The 19,623-nt window shown below is 64.4% G+C and carries 24 protein-coding genes; 15 read left to right on the top strand and 9 right to left on the bottom strand.

Annotated features, from left to right (window positions below):
- Positions 1-13: 13 nt before the first annotated feature.
- Together CR157_RS11645 and CR157_RS11640 are read right to left on the bottom strand one after the other, a co-directional pair.
- Complete coding sequence (locus CR157_RS11645; protein ID WP_258364141.1) at positions 14-559, bottom strand: A24 family peptidase; 546 nt, start codon at positions 557-559, stop codon at positions 14-16.
- A 69-nt stretch (positions 560-628) separates the two neighbouring features.
- Entirely contained in the window at positions 629-829 is a 201-nt protein-coding gene (locus CR157_RS11640) for a Flp family type IVb pilin (protein ID WP_110283698.1), read from the bottom strand.
- A 387-nt stretch (positions 830-1,216) separates the two neighbouring features.
- Here CR157_RS11640 and CR157_RS11635 point away from each other — a divergent pair, with 387 nt between their 5' ends.
- Both CR157_RS11635 and CR157_RS11630 read left to right on the top strand, forming a co-directional pair.
- A complete protein-coding gene (locus CR157_RS11635) occupies positions 1,217-2,326 on the top strand; it encodes an efflux RND transporter periplasmic adaptor subunit (RefSeq protein ID WP_110283697.1) in 1,110 nt (369 codons plus the stop codon).
- Positions 2,326-5,439, top strand: a complete 3,114-nt coding sequence (locus CR157_RS11630) for an efflux RND transporter permease subunit (RefSeq protein ID WP_110283696.1) — start codon at positions 2,326-2,328, stop codon at positions 5,437-5,439. Before CR157_RS11635 ends, CR157_RS11630 begins: the two co-directional genes overlap by 1 nt.
- Before the next feature lie 111 nt (positions 5,440-5,550).
- Here CR157_RS11630 and CR157_RS11625 read toward each other — a convergent pair whose 3' ends face one another.
- The 7 genes from CR157_RS11625 to CR157_RS11605 all read right to left on the bottom strand — a co-directional run bounded on the left by CR157_RS11625 (position 5,551) and on the right by CR157_RS11605 (position 11,511).
- The gene (locus CR157_RS11625; protein ID WP_110283695.1) at positions 5,551-5,976 is read right to left on the bottom strand and encodes a DUF3617 domain-containing protein; all 426 of its coding nucleotides are present in this window, start codon (positions 5,974-5,976) and stop codon (positions 5,551-5,553) included.
- 191 nt (positions 5,977-6,167) lie between these two features.
- Positions 6,168-6,578: a VOC family protein gene (locus CR157_RS11620; RefSeq protein ID WP_110283694.1), complete on the bottom strand. Its 411-nt coding sequence runs from the start codon at positions 6,576-6,578 to the stop codon at positions 6,168-6,170.
- Positions 6,579-6,784: 206 nt separating this feature from the next.
- On the bottom strand, positions 6,785-7,450 hold the full coding sequence (locus tag CR157_RS11615) for an SOS response-associated peptidase (protein ID WP_110283693.1): 666 nt from the start codon (positions 7,448-7,450) through the stop codon (positions 6,785-6,787).
- A gap of 259 nt (positions 7,451-7,709) precedes the next feature.
- Positions 7,710-7,928 carry a hypothetical protein gene (locus CR157_RS22240; RefSeq protein WP_146218677.1) on the bottom strand — a complete coding sequence of 73 codons (219 nt, stop codon included), beginning with the start codon at positions 7,926-7,928 and terminating at the stop codon, positions 7,710-7,712.
- 540 nt (positions 7,929-8,468) lie between these two features.
- A complete protein-coding gene (locus CR157_RS11610; RefSeq protein WP_110283692.1) occupies positions 8,469-10,133 on the bottom strand; it encodes a tetratricopeptide repeat protein in 1,665 nt (554 codons plus the stop codon).
- A 762-nt stretch (positions 10,134-10,895) separates the two neighbouring features.
- Positions 10,896-11,069 (bottom strand): hypothetical protein, encoded by a 174-nt coding sequence (locus CR157_RS22605; protein WP_181422042.1) that lies wholly within the window; start codon positions 11,067-11,069, stop codon positions 10,896-10,898.
- 100 nt (positions 11,070-11,169) lie between these two features.
- A complete protein-coding gene (locus tag CR157_RS11605) occupies positions 11,170-11,511 on the bottom strand; it encodes a YbjQ family protein (protein ID WP_181422041.1) in 342 nt (113 codons plus the stop codon).
- A gap of 512 nt (positions 11,512-12,023) precedes the next feature.
- Between CR157_RS11605 and CR157_RS11600 the strand changes: the two genes are divergently transcribed.
- From CR157_RS11600 to CR157_RS11550, 13 genes are all read left to right on the top strand, one after another.
- A complete protein-coding gene (locus CR157_RS11600; protein WP_110283690.1) occupies positions 12,024-13,307 on the top strand; it encodes a tyrosine-type recombinase/integrase in 1,284 nt (427 codons plus the stop codon).
- Positions 13,308-13,375: 68 nt separating this feature from the next.
- A complete protein-coding gene (locus CR157_RS11595) occupies positions 13,376-13,657 on the top strand; it encodes a hypothetical protein (RefSeq protein WP_110283689.1) in 282 nt (93 codons plus the stop codon).
- Positions 13,658-13,798: 141 nt separating this feature from the next.
- Positions 13,799-14,560: a hypothetical protein gene (locus CR157_RS11590; protein ID WP_110283688.1), complete on the top strand. Its 762-nt coding sequence runs from the start codon at positions 13,799-13,801 to the stop codon at positions 14,558-14,560.
- Between the two features lie 96 nt (positions 14,561-14,656).
- A complete protein-coding gene (locus tag CR157_RS11585) occupies positions 14,657-14,833 on the top strand; it encodes a helix-turn-helix transcriptional regulator (protein ID WP_110283687.1) in 177 nt (58 codons plus the stop codon).
- Entirely contained in the window at positions 14,833-15,465 is a 633-nt protein-coding gene (locus CR157_RS11580) for a KilA-N domain-containing protein (protein WP_110283686.1), read from the top strand. Before CR157_RS11585 ends, CR157_RS11580 begins: the two co-directional genes overlap by 1 nt.
- Complete coding sequence (locus tag CR157_RS11575; protein WP_110283685.1) at positions 15,462-15,653, top strand: hypothetical protein; 192 nt, start codon at positions 15,462-15,464, stop codon at positions 15,651-15,653. The genes CR157_RS11580 and CR157_RS11575 overlap by 4 nt, the downstream gene beginning before the upstream one ends.
- Positions 15,650-15,925, top strand: a complete 276-nt coding sequence (locus CR157_RS11570; RefSeq protein WP_110283684.1) for a helix-turn-helix domain-containing protein — start codon at positions 15,650-15,652, stop codon at positions 15,923-15,925. Before CR157_RS11575 ends, CR157_RS11570 begins: the two co-directional genes overlap by 4 nt.
- A gap of 4 nt (positions 15,926-15,929) precedes the next feature.
- Positions 15,930-16,325 carry a MarR family transcriptional regulator gene (locus CR157_RS11565; RefSeq protein WP_110283683.1) on the top strand — a complete coding sequence of 132 codons (396 nt, stop codon included), beginning with the start codon at positions 15,930-15,932 and terminating at the stop codon, positions 16,323-16,325.
- The gene (locus CR157_RS22235) at positions 16,322-16,636 is read left to right on the top strand and encodes a hypothetical protein (protein ID WP_146218676.1); all 315 of its coding nucleotides are present in this window, start codon (positions 16,322-16,324) and stop codon (positions 16,634-16,636) included. The genes CR157_RS11565 and CR157_RS22235 overlap by 4 nt, the downstream gene beginning before the upstream one ends.
- Positions 16,637-16,659: 23 nt before the next feature.
- Entirely contained in the window at positions 16,660-17,157 is a 498-nt protein-coding gene (locus CR157_RS11560) for a hypothetical protein (protein WP_110283682.1), read from the top strand.
- Positions 17,158-17,361: 204 nt separating this feature from the next.
- Positions 17,362-17,529: a hypothetical protein gene (locus CR157_RS22600; protein WP_181422040.1), complete on the top strand. Its 168-nt coding sequence runs from the start codon at positions 17,362-17,364 to the stop codon at positions 17,527-17,529.
- Between the two features lie 111 nt (positions 17,530-17,640).
- The gene (locus CR157_RS11555) at positions 17,641-18,855 is read left to right on the top strand and encodes a hypothetical protein (protein WP_110283681.1); all 1,215 of its coding nucleotides are present in this window, start codon (positions 17,641-17,643) and stop codon (positions 18,853-18,855) included.
- Positions 18,856-18,955: 100 nt separating this feature from the next.
- Positions 18,956-19,429 carry a hypothetical protein gene (locus tag CR157_RS11550; RefSeq protein WP_110283680.1) on the top strand — a complete coding sequence of 158 codons (474 nt, stop codon included), beginning with the start codon at positions 18,956-18,958 and terminating at the stop codon, positions 19,427-19,429.
- The last annotated feature ends 194 nt before the right edge of the window (positions 19,430-19,623 follow it).

The following is a 19,623-nucleotide window of genomic DNA, read 5'->3' as shown; positions in this document are numbered from 1 at the left end:
CTTCCGCCTTCTTTCAGGCCAGCGGCCATTGCCAGATCATCCAGGCCGTGGTGCCGATGGCGATCGACACCGCAAAGGGAAACTTCCTGCCCATTACCTCCCCCTCGGCGGGGGGGATATAGAGCGGCCGGCCGGTGGTGACCAGGGTGCGGACCATCAGCCCATAGCGGCCCCTGGGAGAAACGGACTGGCGAGAAAACAGTGCACTCAATGCAAATCCCATGGCAATCACACCGCCGACAAGGATACTGGCGAGTGCCGCCTGGAAGGCGCCCAATGGGCCTAGAAAGGTGCCCACCGACGCCATCAGTTTGGCGTCACCGGCTCCGGTAACGCCAAGCAGATAGCCCGGCAGCAGGATGGCCAGCCCTACCAGCAAGCCCGTGATGGCGGCCAGGACACCGCCGGGACCTGCCAGTACCACCTGCAGCAGGACTCCCATTGCGGCCCCGGCCAGAACAAGACGATTGGGGATCCTCCGCATCCGCAGATCCCAGGCCGCCGCGCTCCAGATCAGCAATAGTATCAGAACAGGGATCAGCAGCTGATTTAGGATCATGGGTATCATCTCTGTAAGTTTGGTAAAGTCGGGCGCTGTTAAGTCAGCGCCCGACTATATAACTAATAACTAGTATGTTGCTGCTTCTGTTGAAGCAGTACTAAGAAGCCCCTCTACTAACGCCATAATGTCATTTACATGGCCACCAATAAGCACATACAACGTAGCACCAGCCGCTACAAGTAGCCCACATACCAGTGCCCATTCGACTACCTCGGTGCCCTCTTCCTCGCGCCAGAAGCGCTCGACACCCTGCATCAGCTTGCTCATGGTTGCTTCTCCCGTCCGGTTGTCTTTCAAGCCTGCTGTTGTCGGGAACCGGCGCCTCTCGCCCCGGCTCACGTGACTGAGCATCGCCGTTACAATGCAGTTACGCTTGGAGTATCTTGCAGGACCCTAGGAGTATCTTGCGTCGCACCACCGATCGGCCCTTGGGGGCCCATGGCAGCGGTGACTGCCCTCCCATGTACAACTCTTGTACATTGGGTGGTGAGAGGCGCCGCCAACTTGTGCATTGTTGTCACACTGTGTGAGCGCCGGATGGCTAGGCTACTTTTCAGAACCCCAAGGCAGGCCCCCAGGGATGGGCGGCCAGCCCCTTGGTCTAAACACCATCGCCTAGCCCCCTCGCTTGCCCGCTTCACACCAAGAGCCCCCATGACCCTGACATCGCGATCCCTCCCCTTTCCGCTGGCCCGCTGGTTGCCGGCCATTGCCCTGCTGCTCAGCCTGGCCCTGAGCCTGCCGCTGGCCGCCCAGGAGCGCACCGCCGTGATCGGCGCCCGGGCCAGCCTCGAGCCCTGGTCCGACCCCCTGGAGGCGCTGGGCACCCTGCGCGCCGACGAGAGCGTGACGCTCTCCGCCACCGTCACCGAGATCGTCGCCGAGGTGAATTTCCGCGATGGCGAGGTGGTCGAGGCCGGGCAGCTGTTGGTGCGGCTGGAGGATGGCGAGGAGCAGGCCCAGTTGCGGGTCACCCAGGCGCTGCGTGACGAGCGTCGCAACGCCGTCGAACGCCTGACCCAGCTGCAGAGCCGCAACATGGCGCCGCGGGCCGACGTGGAGGACGCCCAGGCCCAGCTGCGCCAGGTGCAGGCCGAGATCCAGGCGCTGGAGGCGCGGCTGGCCAACTACCGGCTGCGCGCGCCCTTCGGCGGCCGGGTGGGCTTTCGCAACATCAGCAACGGCGCCCTGGTCACCCCGGGCACCGAGCTGGTGACGCTGGACAAGCTCGACGTGATGAAGCTCGACTTCAGCGTGCCGGAGCTCTACCTGGCGCTGCTCGAACCGGGCCTGCGCCTGACCGCCCGCAGCGTGGCCTTCCCCGACGAGACCTTCGAGGGCGAGGTGGCCAGCGTCGGCTCGCGGGTCGACCCGGTGAGCCGCAGCGTCGTGGTGCGCGCCGAGCTGGCCAACCCCGAGCTGCGCCTGCGGCCCGGCATGCTGATGGAGGTGGTGCTCCAGCGCCGCCCCCGCGAGGCGGTGGTGGTCCCGGAGTCGGTGCTGCTCCCCAGCGGCGACCGCCAGTACGTGCTGGTGATCGACGAGGACGACGGCAACCGGCTCGAGCGCCGCGAGGTACGGGTCGGCGAACGCCGTACCGGCCAGGCGGAGATCCTCGAGGGGCTCGAACCTGGGATGCTGGTGGTGGCCCATGGCGTGCAGCGGGCCCGGGAGGGCGACCGGGTGGAGCTGATCGGCATCGCCGATGACGAGATCTCGATCCGCGAGATCCTCGAGACCAACCGCGACGCGGGAGACGCCTGATGCGCCTGTCCGATATCTCGGTGCAGCGCCCGGTGCTGGCCACGGTGCTGGCGCTGCTGATCATCGCCTTCGGCCTGCTCTCGCTGCAGCGGCTGGCGCTGCAGGAGTACCCCTCCATCGACCCGCCAGTGATCAGCATCGACACCCGCTATTCCGGCGCCTCGGCCAGCGTCGTCGAGACCCGCATCACCCAGGTGCTGGAGGATTGCATCGCCGGGGTCGAGGGCATCGAGGTGATCACCTCCTCCAGCGAGGACGGCCGCTCGCGGATCAACATCGAGTTCGGCCTCGACAAGGACATCGACGCCGCGGCCAACGACATCCGCGACCGCATCGCCGGCTCGCTGCGCAACCTGCCCGACGAGGCCGACCCGCCCGAGATACAGAAGGCCGACTCGAGCGAGGAGGTGGTGGTGTGGCTGAGCCTTTCCGGCGCGGGCTACTCCATTCCGGAGCTCACCGACTACGCCAACCGCTTCCTGGTCGACCGCTTCTCGGTACAGCCCGGCGTGGCCCGGGTGCGGGTGGGCGGCGGCAGCGACTACGCCATGCGCATCTGGCTCGACCGCAACGCCCTGGCGGCCCGCCAACTCACCGTGAGCGACGTGGAGAGCGCCCTGCGGGCCGAGAACGTCGAGCTGCCCGGGGGTTCCATCGAATCCCGCGACCGCCAGTTCGTCGTGCGCCTGCCCCGTGGCTTCAGCGAGCCCGACGACTTCGCGCGCCTGGCGCTGGCCCGGGGCGGTGACGGCTACCTGGTGCGGCTGGGCGACGTGGCCCGGATCGAGATCGGCTCGGTGGAGGATCGCACCGTATTCCGCTCCAACGGCACGCCGCTGGTCGGGCTGGGCATGATGAAACAGTCCACCGCCAATGTGCTGGAACTCTCCCGGGGGGTGCAGGCCGAGATGGAACGCCTGCAGGACACCCTGCCCGAGGGCATGGCACTGAACATGAACTTCGACGCCTCGGTGTTCGTCTCCGGCGCCATCCGGCAGGTGGTGCTGACCCTGTTCATCGCCATGGGCCTGGTGGTGGTGGTGATCTTCATGTTCCTCGGCAACGTGCGCACCACCCTGGTGCCAGCGGTGACGGTGCCGATCGCGGTGATCGGCGCCTTCATCCCCCTGGCCGCCCTGGGCTTCTCGATCAACCTGCTGACCCTGCTGGCGCTGGTGCTGGCCATCGGCCTGATCGTCGACGACGCCATCGTGGTGCTCGAGAACATCAACCGGCGCATGCACGACTTCGGCGAGACGCCGCTGGTCGCCGCCTTCCGCGGTACCCGCCAGATCGCCTTCGCGGTGATCGCCACCACCCTGGTGCTGATCGCGGTATTCGTGCCGCTGAGCTTCCTGCAGGGCAACGTGGGCCGGCTGTTCTCGGAGTTCGCCCTGACCATGGCCGCGGCGGTGGCCATCTCCAGCCTGCTGGCACTGACGCTGACGCCGATGATGGCCTCGAAGATCCTCAAGCCGGCGATCTACGACAGTCCCGCCGCCCGCGCCGTACAGTGGCTGCTCGAGCGCTCCCAGCGCCTCTACCGCACCCTGCTGGGCTGGGTGCTCAGGGCGCGCCTGGCGGTGCTGGCGGTGTTCGTGGCGCTGATCGCCGCCACCGCCTGGATGGCCGAGCAGCTGCCCAACGAGTACACGCCCCAGGAGGACCGCGGCAACTTCTTCATCCTGGTCAGCGGCCCGGAAGGCGCCACCTTCGACTACATGCTCGACTACATGGACGAGATCGAGGCGCGGCTGATGCCCCTGGTCGAGTCCGGCGACGCCGAGCGGGTGGTGGTGCGCTCGCCGCGCGGTTTCGGCAACATCGAGACCTTCAACGGCGGCTTCGTGATCATGGGCCTGACCGACTGGGGCAGTCGCCGCAGCGCCTGGGAGATCATGGACGACGTGCGCGGCCGACTCGCCGACCTGCCCGGCGTGCAGGCCTTCCCGGTGATGCGCTCGGGCTTCGGCCAGCGCACCGAGAAGCCGGTGCAGTTCGTGCTCGGCGGCGGCACCTTCGAGGAGCTCGCCGAATGGCGCGACCGGATGTTCGCGCATATCCGCGAGCACAACCCGCGGCTGATCGGCCTCGACAGCGACTACCGGGAGACCCAGCCGCAGTTGCGGGTCGACATCGACCACGAGCGCGCCGCGGACCTCGGCGTCACGGTGACCGAGATCGGCCGCACCCTGGAGGTGCTGCTCGGCGGGCGCAACGTCACTCGCTACGTCGACAATGGCGAGGAGTACGACGTCATCGTCGAGGGTGACCGTGCCAGCCAGAACAGCCCACGCGCGCTGGACAACATCCAGGTGCGCTCGACGCGCTCGGGCGAGCTGATCCCCCTGGCCAGCCTGGTCCGGCTCACCGACTTCGCCGGCCCCGGCACGCTGAACCGCTTCAACCGCATCCGCGCCATCACCCTGGAGGCCAACCTGGCCGACGGCTATCCGCTGGGCGAGGCGCTCGAGTACCTGGAGCGGACCGCCGCCGAGATCCTGCCGCCGGAGGCCTACACCGACGTGGCCGGCCCCTCGCGGGACTACCGCGAGGCCAGCGGCGCCACCACCTTCCTGCTGCTCCTCGGCGCCCTGGTGGTGTTCCTGGTGCTGGCCGCCCAGTTCGAGAGCTTCGTGCATCCCTTCGTGATCATGCTCACCGTGCCCCTGGCCATGAGCGGCGCCCTGCTGGGGCTGCTGGTCACCGGCCAGTCGCTCAACATCTACAGCCAGGTGGGGCTGGTGATGCTGATCGGCCTGGCGACCAAGAACGGCATCCTGATCGTGGAGTTCGCCAACCAGCTGCGCGACCAGGGCCTGGCCTTCCGCGACGCCCTGGTCGACGCCGCGGTGACGCGCCTGCGGCCGATCCTGATGACCGCGGTGACCACCATGGCCGGCGCCGTCCCGCTGATCGTCTCCGGCGGCGCCGGTTCCGAGGCGCGCATGGTGATCGGCACCGTGATCATCGCCGGGGTGGCTGCCGCCACCTGCTTCACGCTGTTCGTGGTACCGGTGGCCTATGACCTGCTGGCCCGCCGTACCGGCTCGCCCGGGGCAGTGAAGCGCCGACTGGAGTCGGAGTTAGGTGACGGCCCCGCCGGGCACTAGCTGTGTCCGAAAATGCCTGCGCTCGCCGACTTTTCGGACAAAGCCCAGGCGTCCGAAAACGACGCAGGCCACCCTTCGGTGGCCTGCGTCGTGACGGTGTGAGGTCCGGGATCAGCAGTCGCCGAGGCGCTCGCCATCGATGGCGGTATGCATCTCCAGCTCGCCCATGGGCGACTCGGTCAGGATGTCCACGCCGCCCTCGACCCGCTCGCCGAGGAACGCCATGCGACCGTCGATGTTCGCCTCGCCCCCCTCGGCGCGGCACACCATGCGGTAGTCGACACCATCGGCGGAGACGTTGTGCTCGAGCAGCTCACAGCCCTCCTCCTCCTCGATGAGCTGGAACTCCTCGTCATCCAGGTCGCCCTGGACGATGCACTCCTGATGGGTCTCGGTCTGGTCGGGAATCGGCATGTCGCCCTTCACCGAGGTGGTACTGGTGAACTGCCACTGCCCCGGCACGATGTTGGGGGTATCGGCCATGGCGGCCAGCGGCAGGGCCAGCACGGCGGCGGCCAGCAGGGAACGAAACGGCATGGGGTGTCTCCCGATCGGTGAATGGTATGCCTCTCCTTCGGCATGCCGGTCAGCTTACCCCAATCGGCGACCCTGCCCAATTGCCGACACGAGCCCATCGTCTGGCGCCTCGGCATCCGCCAGACAGGCGATGGTCAGGGCCACCACCACGACCGGCAGGCCAGTGGAAACAGAAGCCGACTGACGCCACATTATTCGTCTTTCGGGCCGATCCAGACGAAGGGGTTATGGGCCACCTCCCATAGGTAGCCGTCCGGGTCGGCGAAGTACCCCGAGTAGCCGCCCCAGAACACCTTCCCGGCCGGCTTGACCAGCGTCGCCCCGGCGGCCACCGCCTCGGTCATCAGCGCATCGACCTCCGCCTCGGTGCCGAGGTTGTGGGCCAGGCTGAACCCGGCGAAGCCAGAGCCCTCGGCCGGCACCCCCGCATCTTCCGCCAGTGACTCGCGGCCGAACAGCGCGAGCCAGGTGCCGTTGAGGGTGAAGAAGGCGACCTCCGGCGGCGACTCCATGCGCGGCCACCCCAACCCCTCTTCATAGAATCGGATGGAGCGCGCCAGGTCGCTGACCCCGAGGGTGATCATGCTGATTCTGGGTTTCATCGGGTGCCTCCCGGGCCATGGGTATACCGCAGTCTAGTACCTACGCTTTGTCTGAAAACTGCCTGCGCTCGACCATACGGCGTTAAAAATTGGCTCAAAGTACTCATTTACACTGCGTAAACTCCGTCTTTTCGCCAATTTTTGCCTTGTCTGGTCATCGCTCGCCGACTTTTCAGACAAAGCGTAGTACGAGCCACGGCCCGGGGTTACCCGCTATCTGCCAATGGCTCGATCAGGTCGGGGCCCTCGTGGGTCGGAGAGTTGACCCGGGGTGACACGGGCCAGGCGACGAGGTGATCAACGTTCAGGTGGTGCGTGGCGCCGCGGATGGCACCGCGGGTGACGAGTGTCGGGTCGAGCCAGGCGGCGAGGCTGCTGTCATCGATCAGTATCGGCATGCGGCCGTGAATCCGGCGAACGAGGCCGCGGGCAGGCTCGGTGATCAGCGCGCAACAGGCGGTCTCGTCGGCGTAGGGCTCCCAGAGGCCGGCCAGGAACAGCGGCTCGCGATCCTCCCGGCAGAAGTACCAGGGCTGCTTGCCGCCCTCCCCTGGTAGCCACTCGTACCAGCCGTCGGCCGGCAACAGGCAGCGGTGATGATGAAAGGCACCGCGGAAGTAGCGGGAACTGTCGAGATTCTCGGCACGGGCGTTGACCGGCTGGGGAGCATCGCCGCCGGCCCAGCGGGGCCGAAAGCCCCACCACAGCACATCGAAGACGGGTCCTGCCTCCGGCACCGGCCGGCGAATGCCGGTGATCCAGGTGCCGGGCGCCACATTGTAGCGAGGCGGCCAGGCCTGCTCCGGCTCGGCGATCCCGAGCTTGCCGGCTATGCGTGCGGGACCGCTGTAAAGCGCAAGACGACCGCTCATGGCGTCGTACCCGAGGCAGGAAACTGCTTCAAGGCTGGGCAAGGCGAGGCCGGAGGTCAAGGGCAGGTGAGATACCGGGGGCGCACGCAAAGACACCAGCCGGGCCCTGACGACGGCGATGCCGCTCCTGTGAGCGGCATCGGCAAGGTCGCCTGTCGAGCCGAGTGGGAATGGAACCCTCGGGGCAGCCGTTCAACTCCATCGTGCCCGGCAACGTCGCGACTCAGCAGGCGTGTGCAAGCGGTCCTGCACCTGTGCATCAGCCCCTGCGTCCAGGTTGGCACCGGTGTTGCGGCGACCGGTCGCTGTGACCGGTGGGCCCGCTGACGAAGCCCCAGTAGTTCAGCATCGCATCCGCCGAACATAGCCAGAAATAGCCGCTCATGGCGAGTGGAAACCAGACAAGCGACATGGGGGACGGCTGAATACCGACGCTACGACGAGCCCGCTCGACCGGAAATTGAATAATCTTGGCCATGGTAATGACCTCCGTGCTTCAACTGGTGACCCAGGAGCCTGTCGAGCCTGGCCGCGGGTTTCGGCCGGTCAAGCTACAGGCTGCTGATGCTGGCGTTGTCAATTACACCTCCCTCTTCTTTATAAGGGCATCATGAACCATGGATGCTTCCTTCTGCGCCGTTTGCCCTACCCTACCGTCGGCGCCACCCTGGAGGGTTCCCGCCATGCCAGAATGAAATATTCGGTCTTTCCACCTACTATCGGAATCGCAGTATTTTGAAACACAACATTACAATACAGACTACACGAAACTGACAGAAATTGCGTAATCGCGGAGGGGGGAAAGTGCCGATGCGGCATCGGTAGCGTTCTCAGGGCGACAGACTGGAAGCGCCCTATCATCGCCCCGCGCTCGAAGCGATATTCGAATTCCGCAATAACGGCCAAGGGATAGCTGCCCAGGCGCCAAACAGATGCCGTGTATCACCTGTCGAGTGATGCACGGCATGGCGTTGTCGAAGTCGGCCGGCTTGAAAGCGGTGGGATATCCCTTCTGGGCCTATCCCTCGACGAAAGCCCTGGCCTCACGAATAGCATCACGCTCCGAATCGCCGGCGATCTCCAAGAGCTGCCGGTAGTACTCTCGAGCCGCGGTATCGTCCTCGGCAGCTTGCGCGGCACGTGCAGCGCCCAGCAAGGTATTGTAGCGGCCGGGCCAGATCTCGTCGGAGGCCCGATAGGCCTCCAGGGCTTCGGCAGGACGGTCCCGAGTCAGTAGGAGATCACCCAGGGCCTCATAGGGCGGGAGCAGGGCGCCGGGAGTGATGGGGTGTTTTTCCGTCGTCCCTTCCAACTCGGCGGCCGATTGCATCAGCTCGATGGCTTCCCCGATGTCATCGTCGGCGTGAGCAATCCAGCCGGAGAGAATGCGCCGGTCGACCTCGAGATAGGTGGCAAAGACGTCCTCGCCCTCGGCTTTTGCCTGGTCTCGAAGAGCCTTGAGGCGTTCCTCGGCCTCGTGGGCGATGTCCAGTTCACCGCTGTGCACGCCACCGAGTCCGCGCGCGTACCAGGTCAGCCCCTCTGCCCAGAGGGACTGGTCCCAGGGCAGGTAGTCTGGCGTCCTCGGCTTCAGGGCCGTGGCCCTTCCCCAGTCTCGCTGCTCGACGGCCAGACGGGCGGGTATGGCAGCGGCATGGAAGGCGGCAGCAAATGATGGCTGGTGGTTGTCATGCGCCATGGCCTCTTCGAAGATTTCCTGTGCCTTGGTGTCATTGCCTTTTTGAAGGTAGCCGTAGACCAGGTAGTCGCTGCCGTGGAGGTAGTGCAGCGATATGCTGTCGTTCACTGGGCTCCGGAGCGCGGCATCCACCGAACGCCGGTTCCAGTCAATGACCTCGGACCACTTCCCCAGGCGGACATAGATGTGTGACGGCATGTGCCGGGCGTGGGTTACCTCGGGGGCGATGTCTGCGTAGACCTCCACCAGGTCGAGCGCATTTTCCGCGCGGCCTTCGACGTCGGTGGCGTGGATGGAGTAGTGGATGGCGCCCGGGTGGGTGGATTCTTCCTCCCACACCGCGCGCAGGACCGCTTCCGCTTCGTCGAGCAGCGGATTGCGGTCCTCGGCCCTTGCTGCGACAGCCACCAGCGACAGGCCATAAAGCGCTGCGGTGTCCAGGTCATCCGGATTGGCCTCATAGGCCGCGGCCATGCCCTTGGCCCAGCGATCGATCCGATCCCAGTAGGCCGCTGTGTCCGGTTCGCGGAAGAATCCCGCAGTCGCGTCCACCAGCAAACGCTCGCGCTCGGTTTCCGGCTCCAGGTCGATGGCCTTGCTGATCTCGTCCCACCCCCGCTGGAGGGCTGCCTGATCGGGGCGTTCCGGCCACAGCGGCTGAAACAGGGTAGTGGCGACGCCCCAATGAGCCATCGCACAGTTGGGGTCCGTCTCAGTAATGGCACCGAACTCCGCACGGGCCTGCTCGTACATCATGTGATGCATCAGGCCCAATGCCCGGTCAAAGCGCTGCTTCACGGCATCGTCGCAGGAGACGCGAAAGTCCACCGTGCCGATATCATCGCCCTTCGGCACTACTACTTCCTCCCCTTGGGGGTACCCCTGTTCGGCCAGTGCGGAATAGCTGAATGACAGTCCTGCCACGAAGATAACGTAGGTCGGCAGCGACAAGCCGGTTTGAAACTGGACTAGATTGCGAGGCATGGCGACACCCTCCCGATCAGTTGTCAGTTTCAGCGTAGCGGATCGTTGTTACAGTGGCCGTGGCTTATGCGTTCTTGATTACGTATATCCCGGGATATTCATGACAGAGGGCTCGAAATAAAGATAATCGCTTCGGGGAACGCTGAGATGTGGATAGGACAGTTGCCGGGACGGGTAGTAGTACAAAGTCCGACGTGACCGGTAACCGGCTTTGCCGCTTGGCCTTGCAGATCCAGGTCTGAACGAGATTGGTATTCAGTCCGTGCTGCAGGGCGACTTGGGCGATCGAGGCATCGGGCTGCAGGCCTCAGCGGAAGATGGGTTCGCCGGACGGATACACTGGGTACGTCCGCCGGCATGCTCGAGGGCCTCGTGGTTGATGAAGTCGGTGATTTACGAGGGTCGGAAGGCGCCGCACAGCATGGTCGGCGGTGAGCACCGGCGCAGCCGCCGGCGAAGCCGGGGACGGGATTGAGGTCGACGCTGGGGAAGGACACTCCCGCGGCGAGGGTGGCGCGCAGCGTGACCCGCACGCCAACGCAGCGCCGTGGCCACGGGCGTGGCGGCTGGCCGGGGGCTGGCCGCGGTGTGGGCAAGGGACGGCGCGAGCGGTGAAGGTTGGCGTCTGATCACCAGGGCGTCAGCCTTGCGGGCCTGGGGTTGGCCTGGCGGCGAAGCCGCGTGGCCTTGAGGTGGGGCCGTATCGCTCCACCGCGAATCCCACCGCTCGGCAACTGGTACCGATGCGGGAGGCCCAGCGGATCACTCTCGAGGGTGGCGCCGACGGCGGCGGAATCGAATGCTCGACAGGCGCAAGATGGTCTTGCGGAGTCCACGCCATGCACCACCAAACAACCTGGCGAACAGCTTGGCGCGCAACCGGGCATTGCGCTGCTCGAGCGCGCGGATTTTCGGATTCGGGTTATGGAAGGCCATGACCGTCGCCTCCTCCGCTGTCGCGAGCACACTGGATGCATAGCATGGGGTCGCAGCACCTGTCGAGACACCAGCTCACAGGAGTCAGCGCGGGGGCGGCTCAGGCCCTGGTGACTTTCACGGCGGTGCCGGTAGCCACCAGGAACAGCATCGACTTGCCGCCGCCGGAGATCTCGCTGTAGTCCAGATCGATGCCGATCACCGCGTTGGCCCCCATCTCCTCCGCTTCCCGGCGCAGCTCGTCCAGGCAGGCCACCCTCGCATCGCGCAACGCGTCCTGGGACGACTTGTTGCGCCCGCCGAAGAAGTCGCGGAAACCGGCGAACATGTCCTTGAGGATGTTCATGCCGAACACGCACTCGGCGGATACGATGTCGATGTGCTCGGTGACTCGGTAGCCCTCGAGGTGCGACGAAGTGGTGAGAATCACTCGTTCAGACATGGGAGTCCTCCATTCCTTGGTTCTGGTCACGATGATGGCACGGCACCCGCTGCCCTGGCCGGCATCTCGGCTCCAGCATGCCCTGTCCGCCGCCGTTTGGAAACCGACACCATCCGAGCAGCTTTGCTCTCCTGCAGCCAGCGGCTCACGCCGCATAGTCGGTGCCAGTCGGGCTCGAGTTCCAGCGGCGTTACGGCAAGTGGATCCGCACCGACGGCCAGGACGTCCCCGCCATGGTCGAAAAGCTTCTGGAGCTCTGACCGTTCCCAGGCTTGTTCCCAAATCCTTCCCAAACGCCAAAAACGAAGAAGGCGAATCAACATAAGTGTTGATTCGCCTTCATAATCTCGTGGCGGAGGGGGAGGCCGCCTCCTCCACACTTCACCGCGTGTCATAGCGTATTAACAACCCCGCCTAAGCCCCGCAATATCTAGATTTATTGTGTTAAGCCATTTCATCGCCTATCATCCAATTACACCTGCAATGTTGGGTAGGTAGTTGGAGGAAGGTCGATGCCGAAGAAAGCCCGCGAAATGTCCGCCGCTGAGGTAAGGCGCCTCACAGCCCCAGGGCTGTACGCCGTTGGTGGCGTTGCAGGCCTGCAGCTGCAGGTGACAAAGAGCGGAGCTCGTTCATGGGTCCTGCGCATCAAGGTAGGGGCCCGTCGCCGGGACATTGGCCTGGGGGGCTTCCCTGATGTCCCCCTGTCCGACGCCAGAGCGAAAGCCCGCACCCTGCGAGAACAGATCGCCTCCGGCATCGACCCGGTAGAAGAGAAGCGCGCCGCCCGCCTGGCCATGCTGACGCAAACGCAGCGCCTTACCTTCGACGAAGCGACCGAGAAGTTCCTGACCCTCAAGCGCCATGAGTTCAAGAACGCCAAGCACGCCGCCCAGTGGGAGAGCACCCTGGCCACTTACGCCTCGCCTGTCATCGGCAGGAAGCGCGTCGACGAGATCGCCCTGGCGGACATCGAGGAGCTGCTGACCCGGGATAATCTGTGGCTGGCCAAGACCGAGACCGCCAAGCGCCTACGGGGTCGCGTCGAGAAAGTGCTGGATTGGGCCACCGCCGGCGGCCACCGGGCCGGCGACAACCCGGCCCGCTGGCGCGGCAACCTGGACGCCCGACTGCCCAACCCCAGCAAGGTCGCCACGAAGCGCCACCACTCCGCCCTGCCGATCGACGACATACCCCGCTTCATGCGCCACCTGGCGACCATGGAGGGCGGCGGCGCCCGCTGCCTGGAGTTCGCTATCCTAACCGCTACACGCTCCCGTGAAGCCAAAGGGGTCCGCTGGAGCGAGATCGACCTGGAGGCGCGCCTGTGGACGATTCCCGCCGACCGCATGAAGGCGGGAAAGGAACACCGCGTACCCCTCTCGCGGGCCGCTGTGGCGCTTCTGAAGGCGCAACCGAGGCACGAGGGCACCGACCTGGTATTTCCGTCTTCCCGCGGCAAGCTGCTGTCCGAGAACACGCTGACGGCCGTCATCAAGCGGATGGACAGCGCCATGCCCGAGGGCCAGAAGTACCGCGACCCGAACACCGGCGGCGTCGTCACCGCCCACGGCTTCCGATCGACGTTCAGAGATTGGGCCGGTGAGCGTACCGCATACCCGGGCGACATCTGCGAGATGGCCCTGGCCCACGTCATCAAGAACAAGGCCGAAGCCGCATACCGCCGCGGCGACCTGCTCGAGAAGCGTCGCCGGCTGATGAAGGACTGGGCGCAATTCTGCGCCGAGGGTGCCACGCAATCCAGCGTGACGCCGATTCGAGCCCAAGAGGGCTGACAAGGTGGCCCCAGGGTGCGGACACACCCCAGGGCCGACACAACGGCACCACATAGGAGACTGCCGTCATGCAACACAATGCTATCACGAGCAGCGCCAAGCACATCGACGCCCGCGCCCTGGGCCTGCACGCCGAGAAGGTTCAAGATGCCGGGTACGCGATAGACGTCATCGTCCAACTGATCGACGAGGACATAGGTCGGCGTGCCAGCATGGGCCCTGAGCCATTTATGACTGATTACCATCGGGGCGCCCTGCTCAAGGTCCTGCGAGAGAAAGCCCGAGTGCTGTCCGAGATCGGCGATGAATGGGAGGAGATGGCAGAGGCTATGAAGGAGGACAAGCAATAACTCCCTGGCCGGCCGGCGCGGCAACCCGCACCGGCCGCCCCTTATGTGGGCTCGGATGTTGGGAAACGGGGATCAGGCTTGCTTGACCCCCGTGGTTACAAGGGTTGCGGCGGACTATGTTTCCGCCATTGGGGTGGCACCATGCTGAATGAGCTGATGAGGATCCAGGAGGACCTGGATAGTGTGATTGACCGACTTGAAGCGATGACCAGCAAAGAAGGGACTGAAGCCAGGGAGTACGTTGGTGCTGCACTCTACGCTTACGCGATGCGAAGGGGGCGTTCAGATAACAGTGGCATGGAGTACGACTTAGCAATATCAATGACCCTTCATGGCATGTCAGAGTTTGGTAGAAATACAGACTACCCTGATTATCTATATGGCGATCACCCTTCTTATCGTGAACGCAATGAGTATCTTCATAAGAAGTTTAAGGCGAGAGTTGATGGGGAGTCTTTTCATGATCCGGAACGTCCCGACTATCCACTCGAACCTACCAAGGAGCAGGAGGACAAGGCGGATTTCATGTGGGCTCTGCACACGATACTGAAAGCAAACGACCTTGACGTGCCCCCTCCGAAACGCTCGCTGGGACTGATTTATTGGCCGGTGCTCAGATACCTGAGGCGGTACGATAAGTACATAGGTGAGTTCTGGACAAAGAAGCGATTCGAGCACCCAACGAAAGCGCTTGACCGCACAAACCCCAAGCGCTGGACAGCCGCTCTCATGGTTGGCCAGTTTCGTTTCGACGACCCTGATAACAATCCAGCCAGCAAAGGCTCGCCCAAAAGCGTTTACAGCAAAGTGGCAGACAAGCTGGGCATGAGCGAGTCCAGTGTTGAGCGTGCGTACATCGAGTTTCGCGAGGATGTTGAGAGGGCCCTCAGTTCAAACCGATGAGGCCAGACCTCAAAAAGTTAGAATTCTTGAGGTCTGCCCCACCAGACTACCCCGTCATTCTCTGCCTTGAACCAACCCGCAACAAGGCAGAACCAAATGACCTATCTCACAGTAAAGCAACTTTCCGCTCGCTATGGCGTCAGTGTCCCCAGTGTTTGGCGCTGGGCCCGCGAGGGGGATTTCCCACAACCCGTCAGGCTCAGCAAGTGCTGCACCCGCTGGCGCCTGGATGATATTGAAGCGTGGGAAGCCTCCCGCAAGGAGGAGGCGTAATGACCTCCCCCGCGACCAACATCGTCCCTTTCGAGTATCAGGGCCAGCCTGTCCGCTTCAATACGGACGGATGGATCAACGCCACTGACGTGGCCAAGCGATTCGATCGGCTGCCCAACGAGTGGCTGCGCGTTGAGGAAACCAAGCGCTACATGGACGCGCTCGCTGCTGCTTTAAATGCGGGGGAATCCCGCAATTTAGTGCGCACGTCACGCGGCCGCAATGGCGGCACTTGGCTGCACCCGAAGCTGGCCGTTGCTTTCGCCCGCTGGCTCGATATGCGCTTTTCTGTCTGGTGTGACGCCCAGATCGACAAGCTGATCCACGGCGACCAAGACGATTGGCAGCACCTTCGCGACTCCGCCGCCATCGGCTACCAGGGTATGTGTGACGCCCTCAACCTGACCCGCCAGGCCCAAGGCAAGCAGTCCGCACCCCACCATTTCATGAATGAAGCCAAGCTGATCAATGGCGTGCTGTACGGCGAGTTCAAGGGCCGTGACCGCAGGGATATGGACCGGGCCGAGCTACGCCTGATCGGCCAGGGCCTGGACTATCAGGATCGCAAGCAAGCCTTGACCGAGTACGCCGAGCAGCACCTGAGGCCGCGCCTGGCGGGGGGTGCTGCATGATCCCCAGCCGCAAGAACTTCGACCTGTGGCAGGCCCTGCAGTGGGCCGTCGCTGACCCGAATCGCGGCCCCGAGCTGGCACGTGTGCTGGATCTTCTGGTGCTCGAACCCGGCGAGGATTCGGCCAAGCAGGCCCGCCGGCAACTGCGCCGGTTGTTTGAGGATCATGCCAAGGAGGCGCGCCCATGACGACCATGAAAAAGCCCCGGGGACAAGCCGGGGCCAATTCAAATAGCAAAGCGCAGATTGATCCTACCAGCCATATGGGCCGCGTGCTAGCGGCGCTTCAGCAAGGCCCGATGAGCGCCGCTGAACTGCAGTGGGGGCTCCGCATCGCCCACGCGCCGGCCGCCGTCAGGGATCTTCGCCGGAAGGGTATCCGCATCGATGGTCGGGATCACCCCCACCCCTCGAGGCCCGGCGAGAAGATCAAACGCTATCACCTCGTCGGCGAGGGGTGATCGTATGGCGAAGCGCAGCATCGCCAAGACCAAGTGGCAAGGCGGCTACCTCGCCCTGCCCAAGGTGGTCATGGAGGACGATGATTTCCGCAGCCTCCCGCCCTCCTCTCTCAAGGTGCTGATGGCCCTGGCAAGCCAGTACAACGGGAAGAACAACGGCGACCTATCGGCCACTCACTCGACGATGAAGGCTTGGGGCGGCATGGCCCATACCACGCTTGGAAAGGCCCTCAAGCAGCTGCAGGAGCGTCGGCTAGTCGTGAAGACCAGGGACGCACTCATTGGACGAGAGGGAGCCCGTTGCGCCTTGTACGCCCTCAGCTGGCAGCCGATCGATCCGTGTGACGGCAAGCTCGATGTGCCCGACACGAACACGCCACCAAGGAGGTGGAGTCCATGATTTCGATTCTGACCGACTCCAGAAAATGGAGTGCCTTACTCCAGAAAATGGAGCAGTTGCCCGGTACGGCACAGTCTTTCTCGGCAAACGCTCCAGAAAATGGAGCAGTTGGGCCAATTTCGGAAGGCTTACGACTCCAGAAAATGGAGACCTTACTAAGTTACCAATGGGGTATAGGGTTCAATCCCTTTGATCAGGCGGTGATGGGCATGGTCGAGAGCAAAAATCGTCGCGCGCCGCGCTCGCTGCTGATCGCCTGCGTACAGGCTGGAACAGGAGCCGGCATATCCCGGGGCTCTTTGCTATCCTAACAATCTGTTACATGGAGGCCAGGATGAGACTCATCGCAATCGCACTACTGCTACTCCCCCTCGCCGCCCTGGCACAGATGCGCTGCCCGGACGGCTCCTATCAGTCGTCATGCCCGGGCGGCCAGTCGATCGGCGGTAGCGGTGTGTCTAGCTACCAAGCACCCGACGCCCCGCCCATCCAGCACAACCGCGCCGCGGGCCGGCGCTACCAGCAGGCCGGCGCCAGCGCCCAGCAAGGCCAGCCCGTGCAGGCGCCTCAATCGACACGCGATCGCGCTCGAGCGGCTGGGATCAGCCGCAACGACCTGGTGAAGGCGCGCAGCCGCGGCACCCTGCTGCCCGGCATGGCCAGGCAAGACGTTGACCACATCATGGGTCGGCCGAATGACGTGGTGACCAGCGTCAGCGCCGGCCGGCGCTGCGACGACCTGTGGTATCGCGATGCCCGCCGCGGCTGGCATACCCGCGTTACGATGTGCGACGGCCAGCTGCAGAGCTACGGCGCCGCCGACCGACGATGACCCAGCACAACATGCCCCGCTCCGGCGGGGTTTTTTGTGCCTGCTCGGCGATAGTGGCGGACACCTCCTCCGACATCACTAGAGTACCGGCGGGCCTCATGCAGGATAATTCCTAAATACCCAACAAGATACCCAACATAAATGATGGATAAATCCTAGGCATTCTGATATTGCTGTTCATATATCCATACTGGACACATAGCCATGAAAAAGCAGCCAGGCCGCCCCAAGGGGGCACGCAACATGAAGCCCAGCCAAGGGGCCGTCCGCAGCTACTACCGCCTCCTGCAGGACAGGGCCGAACAAGGCGACGTGCAGGCCGCCGGCTGGCTCGTCTTCATCTCTGAGCAACGCAAGGAGCTTCACGCATGAGCTTCCGCACTGACGTTCGATACGAAGGTGGCGAGATCGACAACTACGGCAGTCACGTCAACAGCATGACCAAGGGGCTGCTGTCCCACGGCATGATCACGGGAGACTGATATGGCCTGGGGAGATTCGGTCGGCACGTCCGGCCCTGGCGGCGGCTACGGCGGCGGCCACAACAGCACTGGCGGGCGAGGCAGTGGCGGGCGTTCCGGCAGTCGCTCTGGCCGCAGCGGCGCCCGCGATACGCCCGGCTCACCGAACGCCCCCGACGGGCGGCGCGGTGCCAGTATGGGGCCGAGCGGCGGCACCAACACCGGGGGCGGCTCGAGCAGCGGGGGCTCCGCCCGCGACACCCCCGGATCGCCCACTGCCCCCGATGGTCGCCGCGGCTCCAGCATGGGCGCGGGCGGCGGTACCAACACGGGTAGTGGCGTCGACAGCGGCACCTCGCGCGGCGACACCCGCGCCGGGTCGCGAACCGTCGGCGCCAACGACAACACCTCCGGCACCCCCGATGCGCGCGGCACCGCCCTGGACGCCTTCGGGGCCATCGCCGACGGGGCGATTGCCTCCTTCGCCGATGCGCTGGACACGGATGGATCATTCGGCAGCTTCGCCGAGCAGGCGGATGCCCGGATGGGGCCGGAGAATGTCGGCTACGGGAATTCGGCCTATTCGGGTGGCGGCGCCGTGGCCAATGCCTCCCAGGCCGCGGCCATGACCCGCGGCCAGCACACCCAGTCGCTGGAACAGGCCGGGGTGCCCGAGGCCATCCAGGCGCGGGCGAAGCCTGGGCTGATCGGTCGCGGCCTGGCCCTGGGTGCCAGCCTGGCCAATCCGGTTGCCGGCCTGGCAGTGGATACTGCGGCCCGCGCCCACGCCGCATCGCAGGAGATTGGCGACCTCAATGACGCTTTCGGCACCTCGCTCGATGACAGCTTCGGCCACAGCCTGGGCCAGCAGGCCGTTGGCACCATCGGCAGCTTTGCCGGCCGCCGAGCTGGCGGCCTGCTCGGCGGCCGGATGGGAGCGGCGTTCGGCCCCGCCGGCGCGGCGCTTGGCACCATGGCCGGGGCCACCGCGGGCAAGAACGTTGGCCGTGGCCTTGCCATGGGCAGCATGGACACCAGCACTCCAGGCACTCCCGGAAACGAACCCGGAGGCCCCTCTGGCCCCTCTGGCGCCTCTCCGGGTGGCGGAGGTGGCCAGTACGCCAGCGGCACACCCAGCCAGAGCGCTCAGCCGGCACCCGCCGCCATTGCCCCGCCCAACTTCGAGTTCGCCGACTTCGACGGCTATGCTAGCTACGCCGAATCCTTCTTTGTTTAAGGCTTCATGGCCAATGCGGAGACACCGAATTGGCCCTTGCCTGAACCTTACCACCCGCCGGGCCCGGTACTGGAGGGCGCCACCGAGGAGCGCAGTGGAGATGCTGACCGATGACGCGATCCGTGAAGCTACCCCGCCGCTAGCCAGCCTGCGCAGCATGAGGGCCAATTACACCCACACCACTACCCAGCCTGCAGGGCACCGACCCGTGAAGCACTGGCAAAGCGGCAGCCACAATGTCGCATACAAACCAAGAAGGGATTTCTTTATGAGATACGATGGCATAGGCATGGGCGGACCTGGCGGCTTTCTGGTCATGCTGCTATTGGCTGGGTTGGTTTTATTCATGGTAGTTGGGTGGGGGCTGAACAAGAAACCACGGCTAGTCGAGTCTATCTTTAACGGACCCTTCAGCCTGGTGTCCGTGGTGGTTCAATTGACCATCCTTGCTATCGCCAGTGCCGCCATCACTCTCCCCGTATCCGGCATTCTTAGCCTCGATGCCAGTGAAACCCGAATTGCGTGGGGCTTTGTTGCGGCTGCACTGTATTTTGTCGGGCGCTGGGTAAAATAGCACAAGCATCCATAGGACCAAGGAGGCAGAGGTACGCACGACTGGTACGCATCCAGACTGCGCTGTTTTTCGCAGTCCAGAAAAGAGCTCGTGACGGGAGTTTTCGGAGTCCATAAAAGGGCCGCCAATTGAATTTTCTGCGACTGTAAAAAGGGCCAAGCAGTTCGCCAAGTGGGCGCCGAGAACCTGTCAAA

The organism is Halomonas sp. LBP4 (assembly GCF_003202205.1).
Taxonomy (GTDB): domain Bacteria; phylum Pseudomonadota; class Gammaproteobacteria; order Pseudomonadales; family Halomonadaceae; genus Halomonas; species Halomonas flagellata.
This window is presented reverse-complemented; position numbering and strand designations above follow the sequence as displayed.

Coding starts and splice junctions, on each gene's coding strand:
- CR157_RS11550 (WP_110283680.1), top strand. CDS start 18,956: ATGCTGACCGATGACGCGATCCGTGAAGCTACCCCGCCGCTAGCCAGC.
- CR157_RS11620 (WP_110283694.1), bottom strand. CDS start 6,578: ATGAAACCCAGAATCAGCATGATCACCCTCGGGGTCAGCGACCTGGCG.
- CR157_RS11610 (WP_110283692.1), bottom strand. CDS start 10,133: ATGCCTCGCAATCTAGTCCAGTTTCAAACCGGCTTGTCGCTGCCGACC.
- CR157_RS11600 (WP_110283690.1), top strand. CDS start 12,024: ATGCCGAAGAAAGCCCGCGAAATGTCCGCCGCTGAGGTAAGGCGCCTC.
- CR157_RS22235 (WP_146218676.1), top strand. CDS start 16,322: ATGATTTCGATTCTGACCGACTCCAGAAAATGGAGTGCCTTACTCCAG.
- CR157_RS11575 (WP_110283685.1), top strand. CDS start 15,462: ATGATCCCCAGCCGCAAGAACTTCGACCTGTGGCAGGCCCTGCAGTGG.
- CR157_RS11565 (WP_110283683.1), top strand. CDS start 15,930: ATGGCGAAGCGCAGCATCGCCAAGACCAAGTGGCAAGGCGGCTACCTC.
- CR157_RS11635 (WP_110283697.1), top strand. CDS start 1,217: ATGACCCTGACATCGCGATCCCTCCCCTTTCCGCTGGCCCGCTGGTTG.
- CR157_RS11625 (WP_110283695.1), bottom strand. CDS start 5,976: ATGCCGTTTCGTTCCCTGCTGGCCGCCGCCGTGCTGGCCCTGCCGCTG.
- CR157_RS22600 (WP_181422040.1), top strand. CDS start 17,362: ATGAAAAAGCAGCCAGGCCGCCCCAAGGGGGCACGCAACATGAAGCCC.
- CR157_RS11560 (WP_110283682.1), top strand. CDS start 16,660: ATGAGACTCATCGCAATCGCACTACTGCTACTCCCCCTCGCCGCCCTG.
- CR157_RS11615 (WP_110283693.1), bottom strand. CDS start 7,450: ATGAGCGGTCGTCTTGCGCTTTACAGCGGTCCCGCACGCATAGCCGGC.
- CR157_RS22240 (WP_146218677.1), bottom strand. CDS start 7,928: ATGGCCAAGATTATTCAATTTCCGGTCGAGCGGGCTCGTCGTAGCGTC.
- CR157_RS11555 (WP_110283681.1), top strand. CDS start 17,641: ATGGCCTGGGGAGATTCGGTCGGCACGTCCGGCCCTGGCGGCGGCTAC.
- CR157_RS11630 (WP_110283696.1), top strand. CDS start 2,326: ATGCGCCTGTCCGATATCTCGGTGCAGCGCCCGGTGCTGGCCACGGTG.
- CR157_RS11590 (WP_110283688.1), top strand. CDS start 13,799: ATGCTGAATGAGCTGATGAGGATCCAGGAGGACCTGGATAGTGTGATT.
- CR157_RS11585 (WP_110283687.1), top strand. CDS start 14,657: ATGACCTATCTCACAGTAAAGCAACTTTCCGCTCGCTATGGCGTCAGT.
- CR157_RS11570 (WP_110283684.1), top strand. CDS start 15,650: ATGACGACCATGAAAAAGCCCCGGGGACAAGCCGGGGCCAATTCAAAT.
- CR157_RS11605 (WP_181422041.1), bottom strand. CDS start 11,511: ATGTCTGAACGAGTGATTCTCACCACTTCGTCGCACCTCGAGGGCTAC.
- CR157_RS11580 (WP_110283686.1), top strand. CDS start 14,833: ATGACCTCCCCCGCGACCAACATCGTCCCTTTCGAGTATCAGGGCCAG.
- CR157_RS11640 (WP_110283698.1), bottom strand. CDS start 829: ATGAGCAAGCTGATGCAGGGTGTCGAGCGCTTCTGGCGCGAGGAAGAG.
- CR157_RS22605 (WP_181422042.1), bottom strand. CDS start 11,069: ATGGCCTTCCATAACCCGAATCCGAAAATCCGCGCGCTCGAGCAGCGC.
- CR157_RS11645 (WP_258364141.1), bottom strand. CDS start 559: ATGATCCTAAATCAGCTGCTGATCCCTGTTCTGATACTATTGCTGATC.
- CR157_RS11595 (WP_110283689.1), top strand. CDS start 13,376: ATGCAACACAATGCTATCACGAGCAGCGCCAAGCACATCGACGCCCGC.